Annotated in this window: 14 protein-coding genes and 2 pseudogenes; 5 read left to right on the top strand and 11 right to left on the bottom strand. The window is 52.9% G+C overall.

Annotated elements, in window-relative coordinates:
* Positions 1–9: 9 nt before the first annotated feature.
* The 8 genes from rseP to rpsB all read right to left on the bottom strand — a co-directional run bounded on the left by rseP (position 10) and on the right by rpsB (position 8,060).
* Positions 10–1,362: a sigma E protease regulator RseP gene (gene rseP / locus J4728_RS17035; protein ID WP_000949017.1), complete on the bottom strand. Its 1,353-nt coding sequence runs from the start codon at positions 1,360–1,362 to the stop codon at positions 10–12.
* A gap of 11 nt (positions 1,363–1,373) precedes the next feature.
* Complete coding sequence (cdsA, locus tag J4728_RS17040) at positions 1,374–2,231, bottom strand: phosphatidate cytidylyltransferase (RefSeq protein WP_000922422.1); 858 nt, start codon at positions 2,229–2,231, stop codon at positions 1,374–1,376.
* A gap of 12 nt (positions 2,232–2,243) precedes the next feature.
* On the bottom strand, positions 2,244–3,002 hold the full coding sequence (gene ispU / locus J4728_RS17045; RefSeq protein WP_000947413.1) for a (2E,6E)-farnesyl-diphosphate-specific ditrans,polycis-undecaprenyl-diphosphate synthase: 759 nt from the start codon (positions 3,000–3,002) through the stop codon (positions 2,244–2,246).
* A gap of 312 nt (positions 3,003–3,314) precedes the next feature.
* Complete coding sequence (gene ispC / locus J4728_RS17050; RefSeq protein WP_023891075.1) at positions 3,315–4,511, bottom strand: 1-deoxy-D-xylulose-5-phosphate reductoisomerase; 1,197 nt, start codon at positions 4,509–4,511, stop codon at positions 3,315–3,317.
* A gap of 140 nt (positions 4,512–4,651) precedes the next feature.
* Positions 4,652–5,209, bottom strand: a complete 558-nt coding sequence (gene frr / locus J4728_RS17055; protein ID WP_000622423.1) for a ribosome recycling factor — start codon at positions 5,207–5,209, stop codon at positions 4,652–4,654.
* 146 nt (positions 5,210–5,355) lie between these two features.
* Positions 5,356–6,081: a UMP kinase gene (pyrH, locus tag J4728_RS17060; RefSeq protein ID WP_000224567.1), complete on the bottom strand. Its 726-nt coding sequence runs from the start codon at positions 6,079–6,081 to the stop codon at positions 5,356–5,358.
* A 144-nt stretch (positions 6,082–6,225) separates the two neighbouring features.
* Positions 6,226–7,077, bottom strand: coding sequence for a translation elongation factor Ts (tsf, locus tag J4728_RS17065; protein WP_000808106.1), 852 nt, complete (start codon positions 7,075–7,077; stop codon positions 6,226–6,228).
* Positions 7,078–7,334: 257 nt separating this feature from the next.
* A complete protein-coding gene (gene rpsB / locus J4728_RS17070; RefSeq protein WP_000246886.1) occupies positions 7,335–8,060 on the bottom strand; it encodes a 30S ribosomal protein S2 in 726 nt (241 codons plus the stop codon).
* Positions 8,061–8,510: 450 nt separating this feature from the next.
* Here rpsB and map point away from each other — a divergent pair, with 450 nt between their 5' ends.
* The 3 genes from map (at position 8,511) to dapD (ending at position 13,069) form a co-directional block, all read left to right on the top strand.
* Positions 8,511–9,305: a type I methionyl aminopeptidase gene (gene map / locus J4728_RS17075; protein WP_001018214.1), complete on the top strand. Its 795-nt coding sequence runs from the start codon at positions 8,511–8,513 to the stop codon at positions 9,303–9,305.
* A 237-nt stretch (positions 9,306–9,542) separates the two neighbouring features.
* Positions 9,543–12,215 (top strand): bifunctional uridylyltransferase/uridylyl-removing protein GlnD, encoded by a 2,673-nt coding sequence (gene glnD / locus J4728_RS17080; protein ID WP_001094519.1) that lies wholly within the window; start codon positions 9,543–9,545, stop codon positions 12,213–12,215.
* 29 nt (positions 12,216–12,244) lie between these two features.
* Complete coding sequence (gene dapD, locus J4728_RS17085; RefSeq protein ID WP_001186670.1) at positions 12,245–13,069, top strand: 2,3,4,5-tetrahydropyridine-2,6-dicarboxylate N-succinyltransferase; 825 nt, start codon at positions 12,245–12,247, stop codon at positions 13,067–13,069.
* 36 nt (positions 13,070–13,105) lie between these two features.
* Here dapD and J4728_RS17090 read toward each other — a convergent pair.
* Positions 13,106–14,406 (bottom strand): annotated as a pseudogene (locus J4728_RS17090) (MFS transporter).
* 246 nt (positions 14,407–14,652) lie between these two features.
* On the opposite strand from J4728_RS17090, the gene J4728_RS17095 reads away from it, so the two are divergent.
* Positions 14,653–15,039, top strand: coding sequence for a DUF3461 family protein (locus J4728_RS17095; protein ID WP_000272193.1), 387 nt, complete (start codon positions 14,653–14,655; stop codon positions 15,037–15,039).
* A gap of 185 nt (positions 15,040–15,224) precedes the next feature.
* A pseudogene (locus J4728_RS17100) lies at positions 15,225–18,193 on the top strand (putative mucin/carbohydrate-binding domain-containing protein).
* A 119-nt stretch (positions 18,194–18,312) separates the two neighbouring features.
* Here the strand turns inward: J4728_RS17100 and cdaR are convergent.
* Both cdaR and degP read right to left on the bottom strand, forming a co-directional pair.
* The gene (cdaR, locus tag J4728_RS17105; RefSeq protein ID WP_000929458.1) at positions 18,313–19,470 is read right to left on the bottom strand and encodes a DNA-binding transcriptional regulator CdaR; all 1,158 of its coding nucleotides are present in this window, start codon (positions 19,468–19,470) and stop codon (positions 18,313–18,315) included.
* 152 nt (positions 19,471–19,622) lie between these two features.
* The gene (gene degP, locus J4728_RS17110) at positions 19,623–21,050 is read right to left on the bottom strand and encodes a serine endoprotease DegP (protein ID WP_000753958.1); all 1,428 of its coding nucleotides are present in this window, start codon (positions 21,048–21,050) and stop codon (positions 19,623–19,625) included.
* Positions 21,051–21,160: the final 110 nt, after the last annotated feature.

Genomic DNA, 21,160 nt, shown 5'->3' on the forward strand with positions numbered 1-21,160 from the left:
CTAACTCTCTTACAACCGAGAGAAATCATTGAAAAGTGCAAGCCCCATTAACAACACCAGCAAAATCGAGCCAATGCGATAACTAAAGTCTTGAACCCGCTCGGATACCGGCCCGCCCTTAAGCTTTTCAATCGCCAGGAACAGCAGATGACCCCCGTCAAGAACGGGCAGCGGAAACAGGTTAATTATCCCTAAGTTCACGCTGATTAGCGCAAGGAACATCAGGTAATAAATCACCCCGAACTCCGCTGACATCCCAGCCCCCTGAGCGATAGAAATCGGCCCACTGAGGTTGTTCAGTTTCACATCACCGGTTATCAATTTACCCAGCATACTGACCGTCAGCTTCATCAACTGCCACGTCTTATCCGTGGCTTCTAGGATGGCGCTAAAAGGCCCATACTGGCGTATAGTCTTGTACTCTTCCGGCAGAGGAATAATTTTAGGCACCACGCCTGCAAACCCTTCCGCCTTTCCGTTAACCGATTTCGTATCCGGCGTTAACGTCAACGACAAGGCGCTCCCCTGCCTTTCAATCTCTAACGCTAACGGCTTACCGGGATTATCGCGTACAAACGTCACGAATTTCATCCACTGCGTTAACGGCTGACCATCGACTTTAACGATCCTGTCGCCCGCTTGCAAACCCGCTTTACTGGCTGCGGAATTCGCCTGCACTTCTGACAGTACCGGTTCAATCTGTGGCCCGCGGGGCCGAATCCCTAAAGAAGATACAGGATCTTGCTTATCAGGCTCAAATGCCCAGTGACGTAAATCAAGCGTTTTATCCTGCCGCTGGTCGCTACCAAACGGCGCGACGCTCACCGTCGTCTGCTGATCGCCAATTTTGGACACCAGTTGTAAACGCACGGCATCCCAATCAGGGGTTTCGATACCATCAACGGCTTTAAGTTCCGTACCAGGCGCAATTTGCGCCTGCGCAGCAATCGAGTTGGGCGTTATTTCGCCAATGACCGGACGAACGCCAGGGACGCCGATGATAAAGACCAGCCAGTAAGCAAAGATAGCAAAAATGAAGTTCGCAACCGGACCTGCGGCAATAATTGCGGCGCGCTGGCCCACCGTTTTGTTATTGAAGGCGTGACGACGCAATTCCGGCGCTACCGGTTCGGCGCGCTCATCCAGCATTTTGACGTAGCCGCCCAGCGGGATCAGGGCGATGACATACTCGGTGCCGTACCGATCGGTACGACGCCAGAGCGCTTTGCCAAAACCGATGGAAAAGCGCTCAACTCGCACACCACAGCGCCGGGCAACCCAGAAATGACCAAATTCATGCACAGTGATCAGCACGCCCAGTGCGATGATGAATGCAGCCAGATTCCAGAGAATACTCAGCATAAAACCTTCCGTTAGAGCGTCCTGAACACCAGTAACAACAGGCAAGCAAAGACCGGTACGGCAGCCGTCAGGCTGTCAATTCGGTCCAGAATGCCGCCATGGCCTGGAATCAAGTGGCCGCTATCCTTAATTCCTGCTTCGCGCTTAAACATACTCTCGGTGAGGTCGCCCAGTACAGAAGCCAGAGCCGCCACTACAGAGCAAATCAGCAAGATAACAGGCGCAACATTCAGATTCGCCCACATACCGTAACCCCATGAGATCACGGCAGCCGTAGCAAGCCCGCCGATAAACCCTTGCCAGGTTTTACCCGGGGAAACCTTCGGCGCCAGCTTATGTTTGCCAAATAATTTACCAAACATATACGCGCCAGAGTCCGCTCCCCAGACCAGGATCATGACATAGAGTAGCCATATTGCGCCACTGTAATGATTCTCGTCATAGTGCCAGGCGCGCAGCGCCAGCATGCCCCAGAAAAATGGCACAATAGTTAACAAACCGAAAATGAGACGCAATGTTTTTGAGTTGCGCCAGATTGCCGCCGAACCGGGATAAAATAGCACCAGCAGTAGCGCGACAACCCACCATCCTAACGATGCCCAAAGCGACATCTCAACCAGCGGTTGACGAATGTTGTGATGATACTCAGGCAACAAAAATAGCATCAGCGCCAATAACAGACCACACAGCACCGCCAGCCAAACCCGCTGTGAACGCGCGGCGAAACCGCTTAACTGCCCCCATTCCCACGCGGCCAGCATACAGACAACCAGCGTAATAATGGCGAACCCCACCGGCGGCAATAAAAAAAGCGCAGCGATGACCGCGGGTATTAACACAAAAGCAGAAATCAGGCGATACTTCAGCAAAAGCGACCCCCATCAGGCTTTGTCATCACCAGGCTCGGTACCGCCGAAACGACGCTCTCGATTAGCAAAGGCATGCAGCGCACCTTCAAAGTCTTGTTCATCGAAATCGGGCCAAAGAACATCCGTAAAGTAAAGTTCGGCATAGGCAATTTGCCAAAGCAAAAAGTTACTAATGCGATGCTCTCCCCCAGTCCTAATTACTAAATCCACAGGCGCCAGCTCATGCATACAGATTTGCTGGCCTAGTCTCTCTTCATCAATCTGATCGGGGCGCAGCACTCCAGCCTGCACCTGTTCCGCCAGTTGTCGGACTCCCTGGACAATATCCCAACGTCCGCCGTAATTCGCAGCGATATTCAGCGTTAGACCCGTATTATGGGCGGTAAGCGCTTCTGATTTGCGAATACGTTCTTGTAAACGTGAGTTGAATCGGCTGATATCGCCGATAATACGCAGGCGAACGTTATGGCGGTGCAGGCTTTTGACTTCGCTATCCAGCGCCCACACAAACAGCTCCATTAACGCGCTCACTTCCTGCGCCGGTCGGTTCCAGTTTTCACTACTAAAGGCATACAGCGTTAACGCATCAATACCGTTATTGGCAGCAAAAGAGACCGCTCGCCGGACGGACTTCGCCCCGGCTTTATGCCCAAAGGCCCGGATCTTCCCTTGCTTTTTCGCCCAGCGACCATTGCCATCCATAATTATGGCAACATGACGGCAGCCATGTGCTGGCAAATTTTCGCTTACTGGTTGAGTTGCAGACAACATAACGCGTTTTTTGTCCCTGAAAGGATTTAGCGGTACTCAGGAATACTGAAGCCTTTATACACATTCTCTTCGCTCCGCTTCGCGGATGACTGCGCGTCATCGCCCCTGTCGTGCGCTGTCTGCGCACGCCGGGAACGTATCCGCCTGCCGTCCCGATGCGTCCTGAATGATTTTGTGTATCCACAAAAAAGCCGTGTAAAACCACGGCTAACCTGACCGAAAAAAGCCAAAAACCTGCGATCAGGTGGCGCAGACTATATCACCGAAGCCCAACGCTAACAAATAGCACGATCTTCTGTCGCGGGATAATCGTCAGCGTGAGAGCCGTATCACTTGTTTTCTGGCTACTTCACGCGCGATGGCGTCAACCTGCAATACGTCATCAACGCTTGCCGGTTCGTGTAAATCCATCCTCTCCAGCACCGCTAAATTGAGCCCGGCGATATCGGTAAAACGAATCTGTTGCGCCAGAAACGCGGCAACGGTGATTTCGTTTGCCGCATTGAGCGCCGTCGTTGCCGCCTGACCTTGCTCAAACGCCTCCATCGCCAGCTTCAGGCAAGGATAACGCTGATAATCTGGCGCGCTAAACGTCAGCGCGCTGAGTTTGCAAAAATCGAGCGGCTGCGCGCCGGACGTGACGCGATTCGGCCATGCCATCGTATGCGCAATAGGCGTACGCATGTCAGGTTCTCCAAGCTGCGCCAGGACGCTGCCGTCCTGATAACGCACCATCGAATGAATGACCGATTGCGGATGGATCAACACTTCCATCTGACGTGCGCTGGCATTAAATAACCAACGCGCTTCAATGTATTCCAGACCTTTATTCATCATGGTGGCGGAGTCGACGGAGATTTTTCGCCCCATCGACCAGTTCGGATGACGACATGCCTGATCCGGCGTCATCGCTGCCAGATCGCACATTGGCGTTTCACGAAACGGGCCACCAGACCCGGTAAGCAAAATCGACGTTACGCCATTTTGCTCAAGGTCAGCGTATCCCAGATTATGCTGAATAGATTGCGGCAAACTCTGAAAAATCGCGTTATGTTCGCTATCGACGGGTAAAAGCCGGGCGTTGCTGCGTTTTACTTCGTCCATAAACAGCCGCCCGCAGGTCACCAGCGATTCTTTATTCGCCAGCAGAATCGTCTTCCCTGCGCGAATCGCCGCCAGGGTCGGCAGTAAACCAGCCGCGCCCACAATGGCCGCCATCACATGCCCGACCTCATCAAGCGCCGCCATCTCACAGGCAGCCTGCTGACCGCTCAGAACCTCGGTGCGGCTGCCATGCTGCTGAAGCATTATTTTGAGCTGTTCTGCGCTCGACGTATCATCCATCACGGCATAACGCGGCGAGAACTCCAGGCACTGCTCCGCCATGCGGGCGACATTTTTACCCGCCACCAGCGCGATAACGCGGAAGCTATCAGGATTATGGCGCACCACGTCCAGTGTGCTGCAACCAATAGAGCCGGTCGAGCCCAGAATGGTTAATTGCTTCATGAAACGTCCAGAAGTGTTGAAACGGAATAAAAAGCAAAACGCCGCACAGGAGACCTGATAATGTCTTCTGCGCGGCGCTTTGTACACCACTCATCCGCCAGGTTAGCGGTGGAATGAGTTTATATCTGCGTACAGATCAATCAGAACTGCATCAGTTCTGCTTCTTTATCTGCCAACGCCGCATCAACTTTCTTAATTGCCGCGTCGGTCATTTTCTGTACTTCTTCCTGAGAGCGACGATCGTCATCTTCACTGATCGCTTTATCTTTCAGCAGAGCTTTTACTTTATCGTTCGCATCACGACGGACGTTACGAACGGCGACACGCGCCTGCTCCGCTTCGCCACGGACAATTTTCGTCAGATCTTTACGACGTTCTTCGGTCAGCGGCGGCAGCGGAACGCGAATGTCGGTGCCCGCAGAGCTTGGATTCAAACCGAGGTCTGACGCCATGATCGCTTTTTCAACGGCTGGCCCCATAGAACGGTCAAACACGTTAATTTTTAAGGTACGGGAGTCTTCTACCGTTACGCTTGCCAACTGACGCAGCGGGGTCGGAGTGCCATAGTATTCTACGACAATACCATCCAGCAGGCTGGGAGAAGCACGACCCGTGCGCACTTTGCTGATTTGGGTTTTGAACGCTTCAACGCATTTTTCCATGCGTACTTCAGCATCTTTTCTGATATCGCTAATCACGTTACGAATCCTTGAAAACTAGTCTCAGTCAGACCAGACGGTCACACAATACAAAGATGTGCTAAGTATAGTCTCGTTTAATTTCTGCCAGGTAATAAGACCCGTCAATAGAACAGAATCTTACCCGTATTTGGCGCTCACGGGAATTATTCCGTGATTAACGTCCCTTCTTTTTCGCCCATCACCACACGACGCAGCGCGCCTGGTTTGTTCATGTTGAAAACACGAATCGGCAGTTTGTGGTCACGAGCCAGCGTGAACGCCGCCAGATCCATCACTTTCAGCTCTTTATCCAGCACTTCGCTGTAGGTCAGCTGATCGTACATGGTCGCGGAAGGATCTTTTGCCGGATCGGCAGTGAATACGCCATCCACTTTGGTCGCTTTCAGTACGACATCCGCTTCAATTTCGATCCCGCGCAGACAGGCCGCAGAGTCGGTAGTGAAGAACGGGTTACCCGTACCTGCAGACAGAATCACAACACGGTTATTACGCAGCAGGCTAATCGCCTCGGCCCAACTGTAGTTGTCGCACACGCCGTTTAAAGGAATTGCCGACATCAGGCGGGCGTTCACATAGGCGCGGTGAAGCGCATCACGCATTGCCAGGCCGTTCATGACGGTGGCCAACATGCCCATGTGGTCGCCCACAACGCGGTTCATCCCCGCTTTTGCCAGACCCGCGCCACGGAACAGGTTACCACCGCCAATCACCACACCAACCTGAATACCCAGTTCAACCAGTTCTTTGATCTCCTGAGCCATACGATCCAGTATGCTTGCATCAATACCGAAGCCTTCCGTACCCTGCAGAGCTTCGCCGCTTAATTTAAGCAGAATGCGTTTATAGACGGGTTTTGCATTGGTAGCCATGTTTCTTTCCTGAGACTGTCAACGATTGATATGAGTTAATTCCGGCGACATTGTACGTCGCATTTCAGCGCAGACGCCAGGCGTCGGCTGATTTTACAAGAGAGGCGCAAAAAGAAGCCGCCCTCAGGCGGCTCCTCAGGAAAATCAGGACTGCTTAGACATCGCAGCAACTTCTGCTGCAAAGTCAGTCTCGACTTTCTCAATGCCTTCGCCCACTTCAAAGCGGATGAAGCCAGTCACGTCAGCGTTGTGCTCTTTCAGCAGTTGGCCAACAGATTTGCTCGGTTCCATGACGAAAGGCTGACCAGTCAGAGAAACTTCGCCGGTGAATTTCTTCATGCGGCCTTCAACCATTTTCTCTGCGATTTCTTTCGGCTTACCGGACTGCATCGCGATGTCCAGCTGTACCTGGTACTCTTTCTCTACCACGTCAGCAGACACGTCTTCCGGCTTAACGAATTCCGGCTTGCTTGCCGCAACGTGCATCGCCAGCTGTTTAACCAGCTCTTCGTCAGCGCCTTTAGCGGCAACCAGAACGCCGATGCGCGCACCGTGCTGGTAAGAACCCAGAACGTCGCCTTCCAGGGAAGCGACGCGACGAATGTTGATGTTCTCGCCAATTTTCGCTACCAGAGCAACGCGCTCTTCTTCGAACTGTGCTTTCAGAACTTCTACGTCAGTGATTTTGCCAGCAACAGCGGCATCCAGCACTTTGTCAGCAAATGCCTGGAAGCCAGCATCTTTAGCCACGAAGTCAGTCTGGCAGTTAACTTCCAGAATGAAAGCGACGTTGCCGTCGATTTTGGTTTTGATTACGCCGTCAGCAGCCACGTTGCCTGCTTTTTTCGCCGCTTTGATAGCGCCGGACTTACGCATGTTTTCGATTGCCAGCTCAATGTCGCCATTCGCTTCAGTCAGCGCTTTTTTGCAATCCATCATGCCTGCGCCGGTACGCTCACGCAGCTCTTTTACCAGGGATGCGGTAATTTCAGCCATTCTAAAATCCTCGAAAGATTTGATCTGCCCGGCATCAAACCGCACAGATATAAAAGTGAAAAAGGGGGCCATATACAGGCCCCCTAACCAAACGTGATACTACCTGGTCTATAAGGGCTCTCCCCTTCATATTTCGAGCCGCAGGCGCGTTGCCTTCACTCGCTCATCCCGGTCACTTACTGATGTAAGCTCCCGGGAATTCTCGAGCTTGCCGCCTTCCTGCAACTCGAACTATTTTAGGGAGTTATCAAGCCTTATTACTCGGCTTCTACGAAGCTTTCTTCCGCCTGGGAAGCCAGATCCTGAGAACGGCCTTCACGAACGGTTGCAGCGACAGCGCCCAGGTACAGGCTAACAGCACGGATTGCGTCATCGTTACCCGGGATAACGAAGTCAACGCCGTCCGGATCAGAGTTGGTATCAACGATAGCAAATACCGGGATACCCAGGTTGTTCGCTTCTTTGATAGCAATGTGCTCGTGGTCAGCATCGATAACGAACAGAGCGTCCGGCAGACCGCCCATGTCTTTGATACCGCCCAGGCTGTTTTCCAGTTTCTCAAGCTCACGAGTACGCATCAGCGCTTCTTTCTTGGTCAGCTTTTCGAAAGTACCGTCCTGAGACTGAGTTTCCAGGTCTTTCAGACGTTTGATGGACTGACGAACTGTTTTCCAGTTAGTCAGCATACCGCCCAGCCAGCGATGGTTCACGAAGAACTGGTCGCAGCTGTTAGCAGCTTCTTTCACCGCTTCGCTTGCAGCACGTTTAGTACCAACGAAAAGGATTTTACCTTTACGAGCAGAGATCTTGTTCAGTTCAGCCAGAGCTTCGTTGAACATCGGTACAGTTTTCTCAAGGTTGATGATGTGAACTTTGTTACGCGCGCCGAAGATGAAAGGCTTCATTTTCGGGTTCCAGTAACGGGTCTGGTGACCAAAGTGAACACCAGCCTTGAGCATGTCGCGCATGGAAACAGTTGCCATGATTTAAAACCTCTATAGATTAAGTTGGGGTTATGCCTCCACGTATCCCATATTACCGACCCCAAAGGGCACCCCGGAATATGTGCCGATACGTGTGTGTTGTTACACAAAGTGAGATTTGTCGCTCCCGTCCATCGTGTGTAGTCTTCGAATGGATCGGAAGTCCGGCGCGCTTTATACCACAAATACGCCACCGACACCAATAATTGTTGGCACTCAGTGCTGAACTGAACGATGAATTTCGTGTTACAGGCAGGCGGCAAATTTTTGAATCCCCGGGAGCTTACGGCCAGTAAGTGACTGGGGTGAAAAAATGTCGCCAACGCACCTGTGGCACGAAAGGCGAAGTTCAGAATGATTCTCAATTTGGCAGGGTACACCCCTGACTGATACCATTGTCAGCACTTACACAATTATTGCCGAAATCATCGGCACTGATGGACAGAATTCATGGCTATCTCTATCAAGACATCTGAAGACATCGAAAAAATGCGCGTCGCGGGCCGTCTGGCAGCCGAAGTGCTGGAAATGATCGAACCGTATATCAAACCGGGCGTCACCACCGGCGAACTGGACCGTATCTGTAACGATTACATCGTTAACGAACAACACGCGATCTCCGCCTGCCTCGGCTACCACGGCTATCCGAAATCCGTCTGTATCTCTATTAATGAAGTGGTGTGCCACGGCATTCCGGATGACGCTAAACATCTGAAAGATGGTGATATCGTCAACATCGACGTGACCGTGATTAAAGATGAATTCCACGGCGATACCTCGAAGATGTTTATCGTCGGCAAACCGACCATTCTGGGCGAGCGTCTGTGCCGCGTCACGCAAGAGAGCCTGTATCTGGGCATCAAAATGGTGAAACCGGGCATCCGCCTGCGCACCATTGGCGCCGCCATCCAGAAATATGCCGAAGGCGAAGGTTTCTCCGTGGTACGTGAATACTGCGGACACGGTATTGGTCGCGGCTTCCATGAAGAACCGCAGGTGCTGCATTATGATGCAGACGATGGCGGCGTCGTGTTGCAGCCTGGCATGACCTTTACCATTGAACCGATGCTGAACGCCGGGGATTACCGTATCCGCACCATGAAAGACGGCTGGACGGTAAAAACCAAAGACCGCAGCTTGTCTGCTCAGTACGAGCATACTATTGTGGTAACGGAAAACGGCTGTGAAATTCTGACGCTGCGTAAAGATGACACCATCCCGGCGATCATCACACACGACGAATAATGTTTTGCCTGATGGCGATGCCTTCGCATCTTATCAGGCCTACAAATTACACCTTTACTCAAAATCATTCGAGTTGCCTCAAGGCGGCAAGAGAGTGAATCTTCAGGAGCGTACATAAGTACGTGACTGGAGTGAACGAGCGCAGCCAACGTAGAAGCAACTTGAAGGATGAAGAGTAAATACGTAGGCCGGATAAGGCGTTCACGCCATTATCCGGCTTTTTAATGGGTGGCGCATATGAATACTCTTCCTGAACAGCACGCGAATACCGCACTCCCCACCCTCCCTGACCAGCCGCAAAACCCTGGCGTCTGGCCGCGCGCTGAACTGACCGTCGCCGGTATCAAAGCCCGCATCGACATCTTTCAACACTGGCTGGGAGAGGCATTTGACAGCGGCATTTGTGCTGAACAGCTTATTGAAGCCCGAACCGAATTTATCGACCAGTTGTTGCAACGCCTGTGGATTGAGGCCGGTTTCGGTCAGATTGCCGATCTGGCGCTGGTCGCTGTCGGCGGCTATGGACGCGGCGAACTGCATCCGCTTTCCGATATTGATCTGCTCATTTTAAGCCGCAAAAAGCTGCCTGATGAACAGGCGCAAAAGGTCGGCGAGCTGCTGACTTTACTTTGGGACGTCAAGCTGGATGTCGGGCATAGCGTACGTACGCTGGAAGAGTGTCTGCTGGAAGGTCTGTCTGATTTAACCGTTGCGACAAACCTCATCGAAACGCGCCTGCTGATCGGTGATGTCGCTCTGTTTCTGGCACTGCAAAAACATATTTTCAGCGAAGGTTTTTGGCCGTCCGACAAATTTTACGCCGCCAAAGTAGAAGAGCAGAACCAGCGCCACCAGCGCTATCACGGTACCAGCTATAATCTGGAGCCGGATATTAAAAGCAGCCCCGGCGGCCTGCGCGATATCCATACGTTACAGTGGGTCGCCCGACGTCACTTCGGCGCTACCTCGCTCGATGAGATGGTGGGATTCGGCTTTTTAACCCCCGCTGAGCGCGCGGAGCTCAACGAGTGCCTGCATATCCTGTGGCGCATTCGCTTTGCGCTACATCTGGTGGTCAGCCGCTACGATAACCGCCTGCTGTTCGACCGCCAGTTAAGCGTCGCTCAACGCCTTAACTACAGCGGCGAGGGCAATGATCCGGTTGAGCGGATGATGAAAGACTACTTCCGGGTTACGCGCCGGGTGAGCGAACTCAATCAGATGCTGCTTCAGCTATTTGACGAGGCGATTCTGGCGCTGCCTGCGGATGAAAAACCACGTCCTGTTGACGATGAGTTTCAACTGCGCGGCACGCTTATTGATCTGCGTGACGACACGCTGTTTATCCGCGAACCGCAAGCGATCCTGCGCATGTTTTATATGATGGTGCGCAATAGCGCGATCACCGGCATTTACTCTACGACATTACGCCACTTGCGCCACGCCCGCCGCCACCTGAGCCAACCGCTATGTTACATCCCGGAGGCACGCACTCTGTTTCTTAGTATGCTGCGCCATCCCGGCGCGGTCAGCCGCGGCCTGCTGCCCATGCATCGCCACAGCGTACTGTGGGCTTATATGCCGCAGTGGTCGCACATCGTCGGACAAATGCAGTTTGACCTGTTCCACGCATACACGGTGGATGAACACACCATCCGCGTAATGCTCAAACTGGAGAGCTTTGCGAAAGAAGAGACGCGCCAGCGCCATCCGCTATGCGTCGATCTCTGGCCGCGGCTTCCCCATCCGGAACTGATCCTGATCGCCGCGCTGTTCCACGATATTGCGAAAGGACGCGGCGGCGACCATTCCGTACTGGGCGCGCAGGATGTACTCACCTTCGCCGAACTGCACGGTTTGAACTCACGCGAAACGCAACTGGTCGCGTGGCTGGTGCGCCAACACCTGCTAATGTCAGTCACCGCCCAGCGCCGCGACATCCAGGATCCGGAAGTCATCAAGCAGTTTGCCGAAGAGGTGCAAACCGAAACACGGCTGCGTTTTCTGGTCTGCCTGACCGTCGCGGACATCTGCGCGACCAACGAAACCTTGTGGAATAGCTGGAAACAGAGCCTGCTGCGCGAGCTGTACTTCGCCACTGAAAAACAGCTCAGGCGTGGAATGCAAAATACGCCGGATATGCGTGAGCGCGTGCGTCACCATCAGCTTCAGGCGCTGGCGCTGCTGCGAATGGACAATATTGATGAAGCCGCGCTGCACAAAATCTGGACCCGCTGTCGCGCTAACTATTTTGTTCGTCATAGTCCAAATCAGCTCGCCTGGCACGCACGCCATTTATTGCAGCACGATCTGCGCCAACCGTTAGTGTTGCTCAGTCCGCAGGCCACGCGCGGTGGAACCGAAATTTTTATCTGGAGTCCGGACAGACCCTATCTGTTTGCCGCCGTCTGCGCCGAGCTGGACAGGCGTAATTTAAGCGTCCATGACGCGCAGATCTTTACCACTCGCGACGGCATGGCAATGGATACGTTTATTGTTCTGGAACCAGACGGCAGCCCGCTGGCGGCGGATCGCCATGACGTTATTCGCACCGGTCTTGAACAAACCATTACGCAGCGTAGCTGGCAGCCGCCGCAGCCGCGTCGGCAACCGGCAAAGTTACGGCACTTTACGGTCGAAACGGAAGTCAATTTTCTGCCCACCCATACCGACAGAAAATCATTCATGGAATTGATCGCGCTCGATCAACCTGGTCTGCTGGCCAGGGTCGGACAAATTTTTGCCGATCTGGGAATTTCGCTTCATGGCGCCCGAATTACAACCATTGGTGAACGAGTAGAAGATTTATTCATAATCGCCACAGCGGATCGGCGCGCACTTAATAATGTGCTGCAACTTGAGGTGCAACAACGGTTGACAGCGGCCCTCAATCCAAACGATAAAGGGTAGTGTGTTTATTTATATGAAAGAGTTTAACAATGCAGCAGTTACAGAACGTTATTGAGACCGCTTTTGAGCGCCGCGCCGATATTACGCCGGCTAATGTAGATACCGTGACCCGAGAGGCGGTAAAACAGGTCATTTCTCTACTTGATTCCGGCGCGCTGCGTGTCGCAGAAAAAATCGACGGTCAGTGGGTCACTCACCAGTGGTTGAAGAAAGCGGTTCTGCTCTCTTTCCGTATTAACGATAACCAGGTTATCGACGGTGCGGAAAGCCGCTACTTCGATAAAGTCCCGATGAAATTCGCTGATTACGACGAAGCGCGTTTTCAGAAAGAAGGCTTCCGCGTCGTTCCGCCTGCGGCCGTTCGTCAGGGCGCATTTATCGCCCGCAACACCGTGTTGATGCCGTCTTACGTTAACATCGGCGCCTACGTTGACGAAGGCACCATGGTTGACACCTGGGCGACGGTGGGTTCCTGCGCGCAGATTGGTAAAAATGTTCACCTTTCCGGCGGCGTAGGTATCGGCGGCGTACTGGAGCCGTTGCAGGCTAACCCGACCATCATTGAAGACAACTGCTTTATTGGCGCGCGTTCTGAAGTCGTGGAAGGCGTCATTGTCGAAGAAGGTTCCGTCATTTCCATGGGGGTATACCTCGGCCAGAGCACCAAAATCTACGATCGCGAAACCGGTGAAGTTCACTATGGCCGCGTACCGGCGGGCTCCGTGGTCGTTTCCGGCAACCTGCCGTCAAAAGACGGCAAGTACAGTTTGTACTGCGCGGTGATCGTGAAAAAAGTCGACGCCAAAACGCGTGGTAAAGTGGGCATTAACGAATTATTGCGCACTATTGATTAAGCGAGTGAAAAGTGGGGGCGACAGCCCCCCTTTGCATTACGGCGAATGCGGTAACACGGTTTCCGGCGCAATCTTTGCCGCAAACGCCGAAGCCAACGCAGTCAAAACGACATAACCGGCAACCAACGCCCAACTGTTATCATAGACTGCGCTTAACGCCTTAGCGATAAACGGCGTGAATCCCCCTGCCACAACCGCCCCAACTGAGCGCCAATTGATGAACCGCTGTAGCGTACAGGCGGATGAAACAGTCCGGCGAAAAAAGAAGGTTGCACGGCATTCAGTGAATTATGACCAATGTTAATAAGCAGAACGTAGCCTATTGTCATCAGTATGAGCGAACGGCTTTCCAGCAGCCAGAAAAAGGGAAAAGCCATTGCCGCGACAAAAAGCGCGCCGAAAATATACACCTGACGGCAGCCACGCCGATCCGACATGATGCCAAATAGCACGTGCATGGGATACGCCAGCAGACAGGTGAACATTACAATGTACAGAATAGTCAGGCTGGCAATCCCAAGCTGCGTTGTCGCCCAGGAAACCGCGAAGACGGTAGCAAGAAAAAAGGGAACGCTTTCCGCAAAACGCAGAATTATAATCAGCAAAATGCTGCGCCATTGTTCTCGTACTACTTTGACCACCGGCCTTTCTTCTCTTTGCTGCCTATGATTAATGGCCTGCTGCTTTTTAAACGCACGGAAGACAGGCGTCTCATCCAGACGATGACGCATATATAATCCAGGCAACACCAAAAGCGCACTGAGCAGAAAAGGAATACGCCATCCCCACGATAACAACGCCTCCTTCGGTAATTGGGTCACGACTATAAATACGCCTGTCGCCAATAATTGTCCCGTGAGTCCCCCTGTTTGCGATAGCGCGCTTAACCGCCCCCGGTGCTTTCCAGCAGCATATTCCACGACCATCAACATGGCGCCTCCCCATTCGCCTCCAACCATAAATCCCTGTAGAAAACGCAGAATAACCAGTAAAGCAGGCGCCAGCGCGCCAATACTGGCGTAAGAAGGCAGGCAACCGATGAGAAACGTGACCGCGCCCATCCCCCCTAACGTGATTAATAACGTGTTTTTACGCCCAAGCGTATCCCCCCTGTTGCCAAAAAATAGCGCGCCCAGCGGCCGGGAGATAAATCCCACGCCGAAACTGGCAAAAGAAGATAACGTTGCAGTCAATGGGCTGGCGCCAGGAAAAAAAAGCGGGCCAAATACCAGCGCGCTTGCCAGGCCGTATAATAGAAAATCATAATATTCAATGGAGTTTCCTATCCAAGCGGAAACCACCACCCGGCGAATAGTAGCATTATACGTTCCGGACATAGACTCCGCCTCTCAAGGTTATCGACCACTGCCTCCGGTCAATTTCCCACACTGACTTCAAACGCTTTCTCTATAAACGGAATATCGCGTTGAATTACTTAAGCTATCAATAACCGTCGCCCTTTTGCTCATGACGTTGCCGAGACGTCTTCTGCGATCAACCGCGCTTTTTTTGTATACATTGGTGGCGAAAAACCAATTTTTCGTTAATTATTCAAAAGTTATAGTGTGATGAAGGATACCGCTATGTATGACAATCTAAAAAGTCTGGGCATTACCAATCCTGAGGAAATCGATCGTTACAGCCTGCGGCAAGAAGCCAATAACGATATCCTGAAAATCTATTTTCAAAAGGATAGAGGTGAATTCTTTGCTAAAAGCGTGAAGTTTAAGTATCCACGCCAGCGTAAAACGGTGGTGGCCGATGGCATCGGTCAGGGTTATAAAGAAGTACAGGAGATTAGCCCTAACCTACGCTATGTGATTGACGAGCTGGACCAAATCTGCCAGCGCGACCGCTCAGAACTCGATCTCAAACGTAAGATCCTCGACGACTTGCGCCACCTGGAAAGCGTCGTCGCGAATAAGATCAGTGAAATCGAAGCCGATCTGGACAAGCTTACCCGCAAATAAAAAAGCTGCCGGGGCTTCATTTCGAGCCCCTATCACTCTGCTGCTCCCTCTCATCCGCCTCACGGCTACCGCCATTTTTCATCACTATGCCTCACAGCGGCTCTATACATATCATTTCGTTATCCTGCTGTATTTATTAATAAAAATAAAAAGCTATGTTCATCCTCCCTATTTATGGAGGTTATATGACTCAGGAAATCACGCTAACATGTTATTCGCTGCCTGCGGCCCCCGGACTGGATAACATCAAATTTGAAAAGGGGCGCGAGCACGACCGCCAGGCGCTGGGATTTATTCTGCCAGCGAATACGCAGCTGCAAATCCGCCAGCCAAATAACAACGCCGGTAACGCCAGACTCCGTCTGCTGTGCAATGACTCAGCGTGTGAGAAATCGCTTACGCTGAACGGCAACTGGCAAACGATCAGCACAACGGTCGATTCCGTTCCCTTTATTGATACCCTCTTTTTTGCGCAGGGCGGCGAGTTTTCGGTGATCTACCGACAGCCAACCAGCATAAAAATTTGCCACACTGGCGTAAGGGGCAATCCGAAGACGCTTTTTTCCAGACCTGGGAAGAACAGGCGTCGCCTTTTGCCCTACTGGAACTGGACCGCGTGCGTTTTCTGCTGCCCTGGGCGGATCGCGCTAATGTCATCAACGCCGGTATCACCGCGCTGGATGCGTACTACACGCGAGTGATCGACGCCTATAATGACTGGACTGGTCTCAGCGATAGCCCTGCTTCGCCGCTTAATCAAAATGTCGCTAACCGCTATTTTATTAAAGCGGATAAACACGGCGTCGGCGCGGCTTATTATCTCCCCTGGTGGTGCGCGCAAACGGCTGCAACATTAAGCCAGGGGTGGATCGATAATGTCGCCACGCAGTGGACGATTCTGCATGAAATCGGTCACGGCTATCAGGGCGTCTTTATGAATGACGTCGACCTGCCAGTCGGTGAGGTGTGGAACAACATTTACGCCGCGTTTTTCCAGCAGCTTAACCTGAACCAGGGGAACCATCTTTATACCGACGGCTGGCTCTACAATTACGGACGGCAGTCTGAGCAGGAATTGCAATTCATTACCTATCTGCGGAATCGCACGCCGGTTAACGCCTGGGGCGTCCGCCCCCGCCTGCAATTTCTGATGCTGATGTTATTTAAAGGCGGAACAGAAGCCTTTCGAGTGTTTAACCAGAACTACCGCGAGCTGGGTGCTGACGAAAACTTTTTGCCCTGCGAGCATCGCCTAACCGATCTGCTGGCGGACGCCATCGCCACAGCCTCAGGTTATGACGTCGCGCCGTTTATTCAGCTGTGCGGCTTACCGGTCGATGCGTTCACCCGCGAGCAGATCGCCGCACAGGCGGTAAAACCCGTCTGGCCGCTTTACGATCTGTTGCCGGAGCGCGAATGGGAAAGCGCGCGCCAACAGTTAGGGCTGGACTCTTTTGTCTGGCTGGTTGAAAACGCCGAACTGGCGGAGCTGAACAAAACGGGAACGCTCACGCTAACGCTGAATATCGATCAGCCGGAGTAACTTTATGGACGCGCCTTAACGCTACACGACAACGCCGGCAGCACGTATACATTGCCCGTCAACGACAGTACGCTCACGTTAACTCCCCTGCCCATTGGCATTTACCATCTCACCCTGCCCAAAGGGCGATCGCAGAAATACCGCCCGGACACGGACTATGTGGTTATCCGCGAAGGGGAAAACGCACTTACCGTTAATTTCACCGCCTTGCAGGACAGCGCCGCGCATAACGAGCAGTTGATTTTCCTCGGCTACGGTGACATGCCCTTCGCCCGTTTAGCCGTGGATCATGAGGCCAGACAATTAGTTCTGGATATCACGAACGCCACGCCGCACAGCTACTTCGCGAATACGTTATACGCCAGCATAACGGTGTTAACCGCCAGCGGCGAAAAGGTTTTTGAACGTAAGATGAACGGAACAAACTGCGCCACCGGAAAAATTGTGGTGCCGTTTAGCGACCACTACCACCTTTATCTTTATCATGCCGAGCCTGGCCGCCTGAAAGCCTCGCCGGGCTATCTGACATTGGTCTCGTCGACGAAATATCAGTTACTGCGTCTTGATAGCGAAGGGCTTTATCATTTTTCGCTCAACAACGATCCTGCCGCAGATCTCCAGGCTATGTTTACCCATCGCGCAGATGCTATCCGCGCCTGCCCTTTATTAATGGCGCAACCTTATGCCGCTTGCAAAAACGATCTCTGGCTGATGCTCTCCCATATTGAAGAGCCGACCCGTAGCGCGTTAATGCGCGACAGCGTTGATGTGCTGCCGGCGGATAACAGCGAGCCGGGCGAAGGCATCGGTAAAGGCGTGACGTTGCAGTTACGCGGACAAGGCGACAGAACGTTTTGCCAGCTTGCTTACGATAATCGGCAACAGCGCATGACAATAGAAACACTGGCCGGGCAGCCTCATCCCTACTATACCGCGACATACAGCACGCTCACGGTAAAGGAGGAGTCCGGCGAGGTTATCTATAGCCGTCATTATGATGGCATCACCCACTATTCAGCCGATAGCGATACGGTTGTTTTGCAAGCGGGAATGTACATTGAGCTCTTCCATGACGAACCTTACCGTTGCAGCGCCATCAATGAAACGACCGGGCAAAACGTCAGGCTGAAAAAACACAACCGCTGGCGCGTGGTGAGCGATGGGCTGGAGGTCGACTCACCGGAACAAACGGAAGAGAAAAATACCTCCGATGCTGCCGCATTATATGGCGATAAATTCAGCTGGCAGCTTATTGGCAAGGAAGAAAATGGTTTTGCCAGTATGGAAATAGACATCCGTGCGCAACAATTTATCTTTACCGCATACCCAATTGCGCCGCATAGCGACTTCGCAACGGAATATGCGGCAGTGACGATTTATAATACGCGCGGTACGGTGGTTTACCGTCAGTCGATAAAAGGTTCGGTGCAGCTTGGCGGCTATACTGACGTCTGCGGGCTGGATGAGGATTATACGATTGAGGTCTTTCATGCCGAGGGCGCAGACCAGTCGGTTATCCGCAACCCGCTCAATGGCGAAAGCTGGCCGCAGCCGCAACACGTGATCTGGCAGGTCACGGCGCGGGGATTACAGCGCCTGACCACGAATTAACCCCCCCATCACAGCGTCTTCGGGCGCTGTGAGATTACGTTGTCGGATGGCGGCTTTGCCTAATCCGGCCTACCACTTCGCCCAATTTCCCTGCTCTGGTCAACGAAGCGCCGCCGGGCTTAACGCTGTTCATCCAATTGTAGCGCCACATACAGCAACAGCCGATCGTCAAAATTTCCCAAATCCAGCCCGGTCAGTTCCGAAATACGATTTAGCCGATATTCCAGCGTGTTACGATGAATAAACAGCGCCTTAGAGGTCGCCAGCGGCTGGACATTATGGCGAAACCACGCCGTCAGCGTCCGACGTAATAAACCGTTGTTATCCATCGCTTTGAGTTTTACCAGCGGGCGCGCCAGCTCATTGGCCTGCCAGCCGCCACGCAGGCTATCTAACAGAACCGGCAGCATCAAATCCTGATAAAAATAGCTGCGGCTCTCTGGCATTCGCTGTTTGCCGACCATCATCGTGGTGCGCGCCGTGCGGTATGAGCGTGCAATACTGCCCGGCCCGGTAAAGTAATTGCCCAGCGCCACGCGAAAACGTAGCTGACCATTCTCTTTCATTCGCGAGATAAGCTGCTCTACGCGCTTACGATGATCTTCAGCATCCCAGCGACCAAACGAGTTTAAGGCGGGTTTGAGCACCACCATCTCGGTGAGAGAAACAATGGCTATCAGGTTGTTACGCTCCGGCGTGGTAAGCGCATTCTGCAACTGCTGAAGTTCCGCCATTGCGCTATCGACGCCAAGCTGGCCGCTGTCGACTTCCACCACCGCCGCCACACGCGGCTGGTTCAAATCGATCCCCAAACGCTGCGCCCATTCCACCAGCGCCGGCGTATTTTCTTCGGCCTGAATCAGGTTCATCACCAGCTCTTCGCGCAAACGGCTATCCTGCGCCAAAAGGTGCATTAACCGCGACTGCTCCAGCATCATTTCGGCAGTCATACACACCAGTTCGCCATATTTACGCAGATGCTCTGGTTCGCCGGTGAGGCCGATCACGCCGACAATTTCGCCCTCAAGACGTAAGGGAAGATTAATCCCCTGACGCACCCCGTGCAGGTGTCGCGCCACGGCGTTGTCAATATCCACAACCCGGCCCTGCGACAGCACTAACAGCGCGCCTTCGTGCAATTCACCAATACGTTCCCGATCGCCGCTGCCGATAATACGCCCGCGGGCATCCATTACGTTGATATTGGTATCGATGATGCGCATAGTGCGCGCCACGATATCCTGCGCCATTTTGGTATCAAGATGCCAGCCAGCCATAAATCCCTCCTGTGAGCAGAGCACAAGCATAAGGAAGATGACAGGCCTCGACATTGTGCAAATGCACAAAAAGGTGCAAAGAAGTATGGAGTTGTGGGGAGTTTCACAGAAAAGTGTTGCCCCCTTCCGTGGTGGAAGGGGGACAAAGGTGATTACTGCATCAGCAAATAAATAGAACTATCACCACGCTGAATATTCAGCGCCAGTACCGACGGCTTGCTGTCGAGAATCTTACGCAGCTCGGCGATATTTTTCACCGGCTGCTGGTTAGCGCCGATAATCACATCGCCTTTTTTGAGGCCAATTTGCGCGGCGGGTGAGTTCGCTTTCACGCTGCTCACCACAACGCCTTTATCCTGGCCTTTATTGCTCATTTCAGCGCCTTCAATCCCGCTGAAGATGGTGCTGGAATCAACCTGACTCTGGCTGCTCTGCTGCAGTTCCAGATTCACCGTAATCGCTTTACCTTCACGCAGCAGACCGAGGCTGATTTTGCTGCCGACCGGCATAGTGCCGACCTGAGCGCGCAGCGCCGCAAAGCTGCTGATCGGTTTACCGTTCAGCGAGGTAATGACATCCCCGGCTTTGATACCCGCTTTCGCCGCGGACGAATTCGGCATCACCTGGCTGACGAACGCGCCTCGCTGGGCGTCGACTTTCATCGCTTTCGCCAATTCGGAATTCAGCTCAGTCCCCATGATCCCCAGTTCGCCGCGTTTCACCTGGCCGTATTCCACCATCTGCGACGTCAGGTTTTTCACCATGTTACTGGGGATAGCGAAGCCGATACCGATGTTGCCGCCGTCCGGCGCCAGAATCGCGGTGTTAATACCGATCAGCTCACCGTTCAGGTTCACCAGCGCGCCGCCGGAGTTACCACGGTTAATCGCGGCGTCGGTCTGAATAAAGTTCTCGTAATTTTCTACGTTCAGGCCGCTACGCCCCAGCGCCGAAACGATACCTGACGTCACCGTTTCGCCCAGACCAAACGGGTTACCAATAGCGACGGTATAATCCCCCACGCGCAGCGCGTCGGAGTCCGCCAGCTTAATCGCCGTCAGGTTCTTCGGATTCTGAATTTGAATCAGCGCGATATCAGAACGCGGATCTTTGCCCACCACTTTAGCATCGAATTTACGCCCATCGCTAAGCTGTACTTTAATCACGCTGGCGTTATCAACCACGTGGTTGTTGGTGACGACGTAGCCCTTCGCGGCGTCAATAATTACGCCGGAGCCCAGCGCCATGAATTTCTGTTGTTGACCGCCGTTGCCGCCGTTACCGCCGCCCTGGCAGAACGGAGAATTCTGGAACGGAGAACCGTCCTGGCAGAACGGGGAGTCATCGCCAAAGAACTGCTGGAAATTACGCGGCATACGCGGCGTATTCACCGTGGTGCTACCTTCAACATTAATACTGACCACCGATGGCATCACTTTTTCGAGCATCGGTGCCAGGCTTGGCATCTGCTGGGCAGTCATTGCTGAAGAGGACGTTTCAGCCGCCGTGGCAGACAGAGGCGACAATGCCAAACCTAAACTCAGAGCCAGTGCACTCATTGCTAATGTGGTTTTTTTCATGTGTTTCAATCTCGATTAACAGGTAACGCAAAATTGCTGTGTACGTCAGATTCATTTTATAACGCGAAGTTCCGGAATAAAGTTTCTGGAAAAAGTAAAAATTTATTGTC

This window comes from Salmonella sp. 32070601201500089SM, from assembly GCF_017573605.1.
GTDB classification, from domain to species: domain Bacteria; phylum Pseudomonadota; class Gammaproteobacteria; order Enterobacterales; family Enterobacteriaceae; genus Salmonella; species Salmonella enterica.

Excerpts from the sequence above, each read along its gene's own strand:
- rseP (WP_000949017.1), bottom strand. The coding sequence starts at position 1,362 with ATGCTGAGTATTCTCTGGAATCTGGCTGCATTCATCATCGCACTGGGC.
- ispU (WP_000947413.1), bottom strand. The coding sequence starts at position 3,002 with ATGTTGTCTGCAACTCAACCAGTAAGCGAAAATTTGCCAGCACATGGC.
- ispC (WP_023891075.1), bottom strand. The coding sequence starts at position 4,511 with ATGAAGCAATTAACCATTCTGGGCTCGACCGGCTCTATTGGTTGCAGC.
- pyrH (WP_000224567.1), bottom strand. The coding sequence starts at position 6,081 with ATGGCTACCAATGCAAAACCCGTCTATAAACGCATTCTGCTTAAATTA.
- tsf (WP_000808106.1), bottom strand. The coding sequence starts at position 7,077 with ATGGCTGAAATTACCGCATCCCTGGTAAAAGAGCTGCGTGAGCGTACC.
- rpsB (WP_000246886.1), bottom strand. The coding sequence starts at position 8,060 with ATGGCAACTGTTTCCATGCGCGACATGCTCAAGGCTGGTGTTCACTTT.
- map (WP_001018214.1), top strand. The coding sequence starts at position 8,511 with ATGGCTATCTCTATCAAGACATCTGAAGACATCGAAAAAATGCGCGTC.
- glnD (WP_001094519.1), top strand. The coding sequence starts at position 9,543 with ATGAATACTCTTCCTGAACAGCACGCGAATACCGCACTCCCCACCCTC.
- dapD (WP_001186670.1), top strand. The coding sequence starts at position 12,245 with ATGCAGCAGTTACAGAACGTTATTGAGACCGCTTTTGAGCGCCGCGCC.
- J4728_RS17095 (WP_000272193.1), top strand. The coding sequence starts at position 14,653 with ATGTATGACAATCTAAAAAGTCTGGGCATTACCAATCCTGAGGAAATC.
- cdaR (WP_000929458.1), bottom strand. The coding sequence starts at position 19,470 with ATGGCTGGCTGGCATCTTGATACCAAAATGGCGCAGGATATCGTGGCG.
- degP (WP_000753958.1), bottom strand. The coding sequence starts at position 21,050 with ATGAAAAAAACCACATTAGCAATGAGTGCACTGGCTCTGAGTTTAGGT.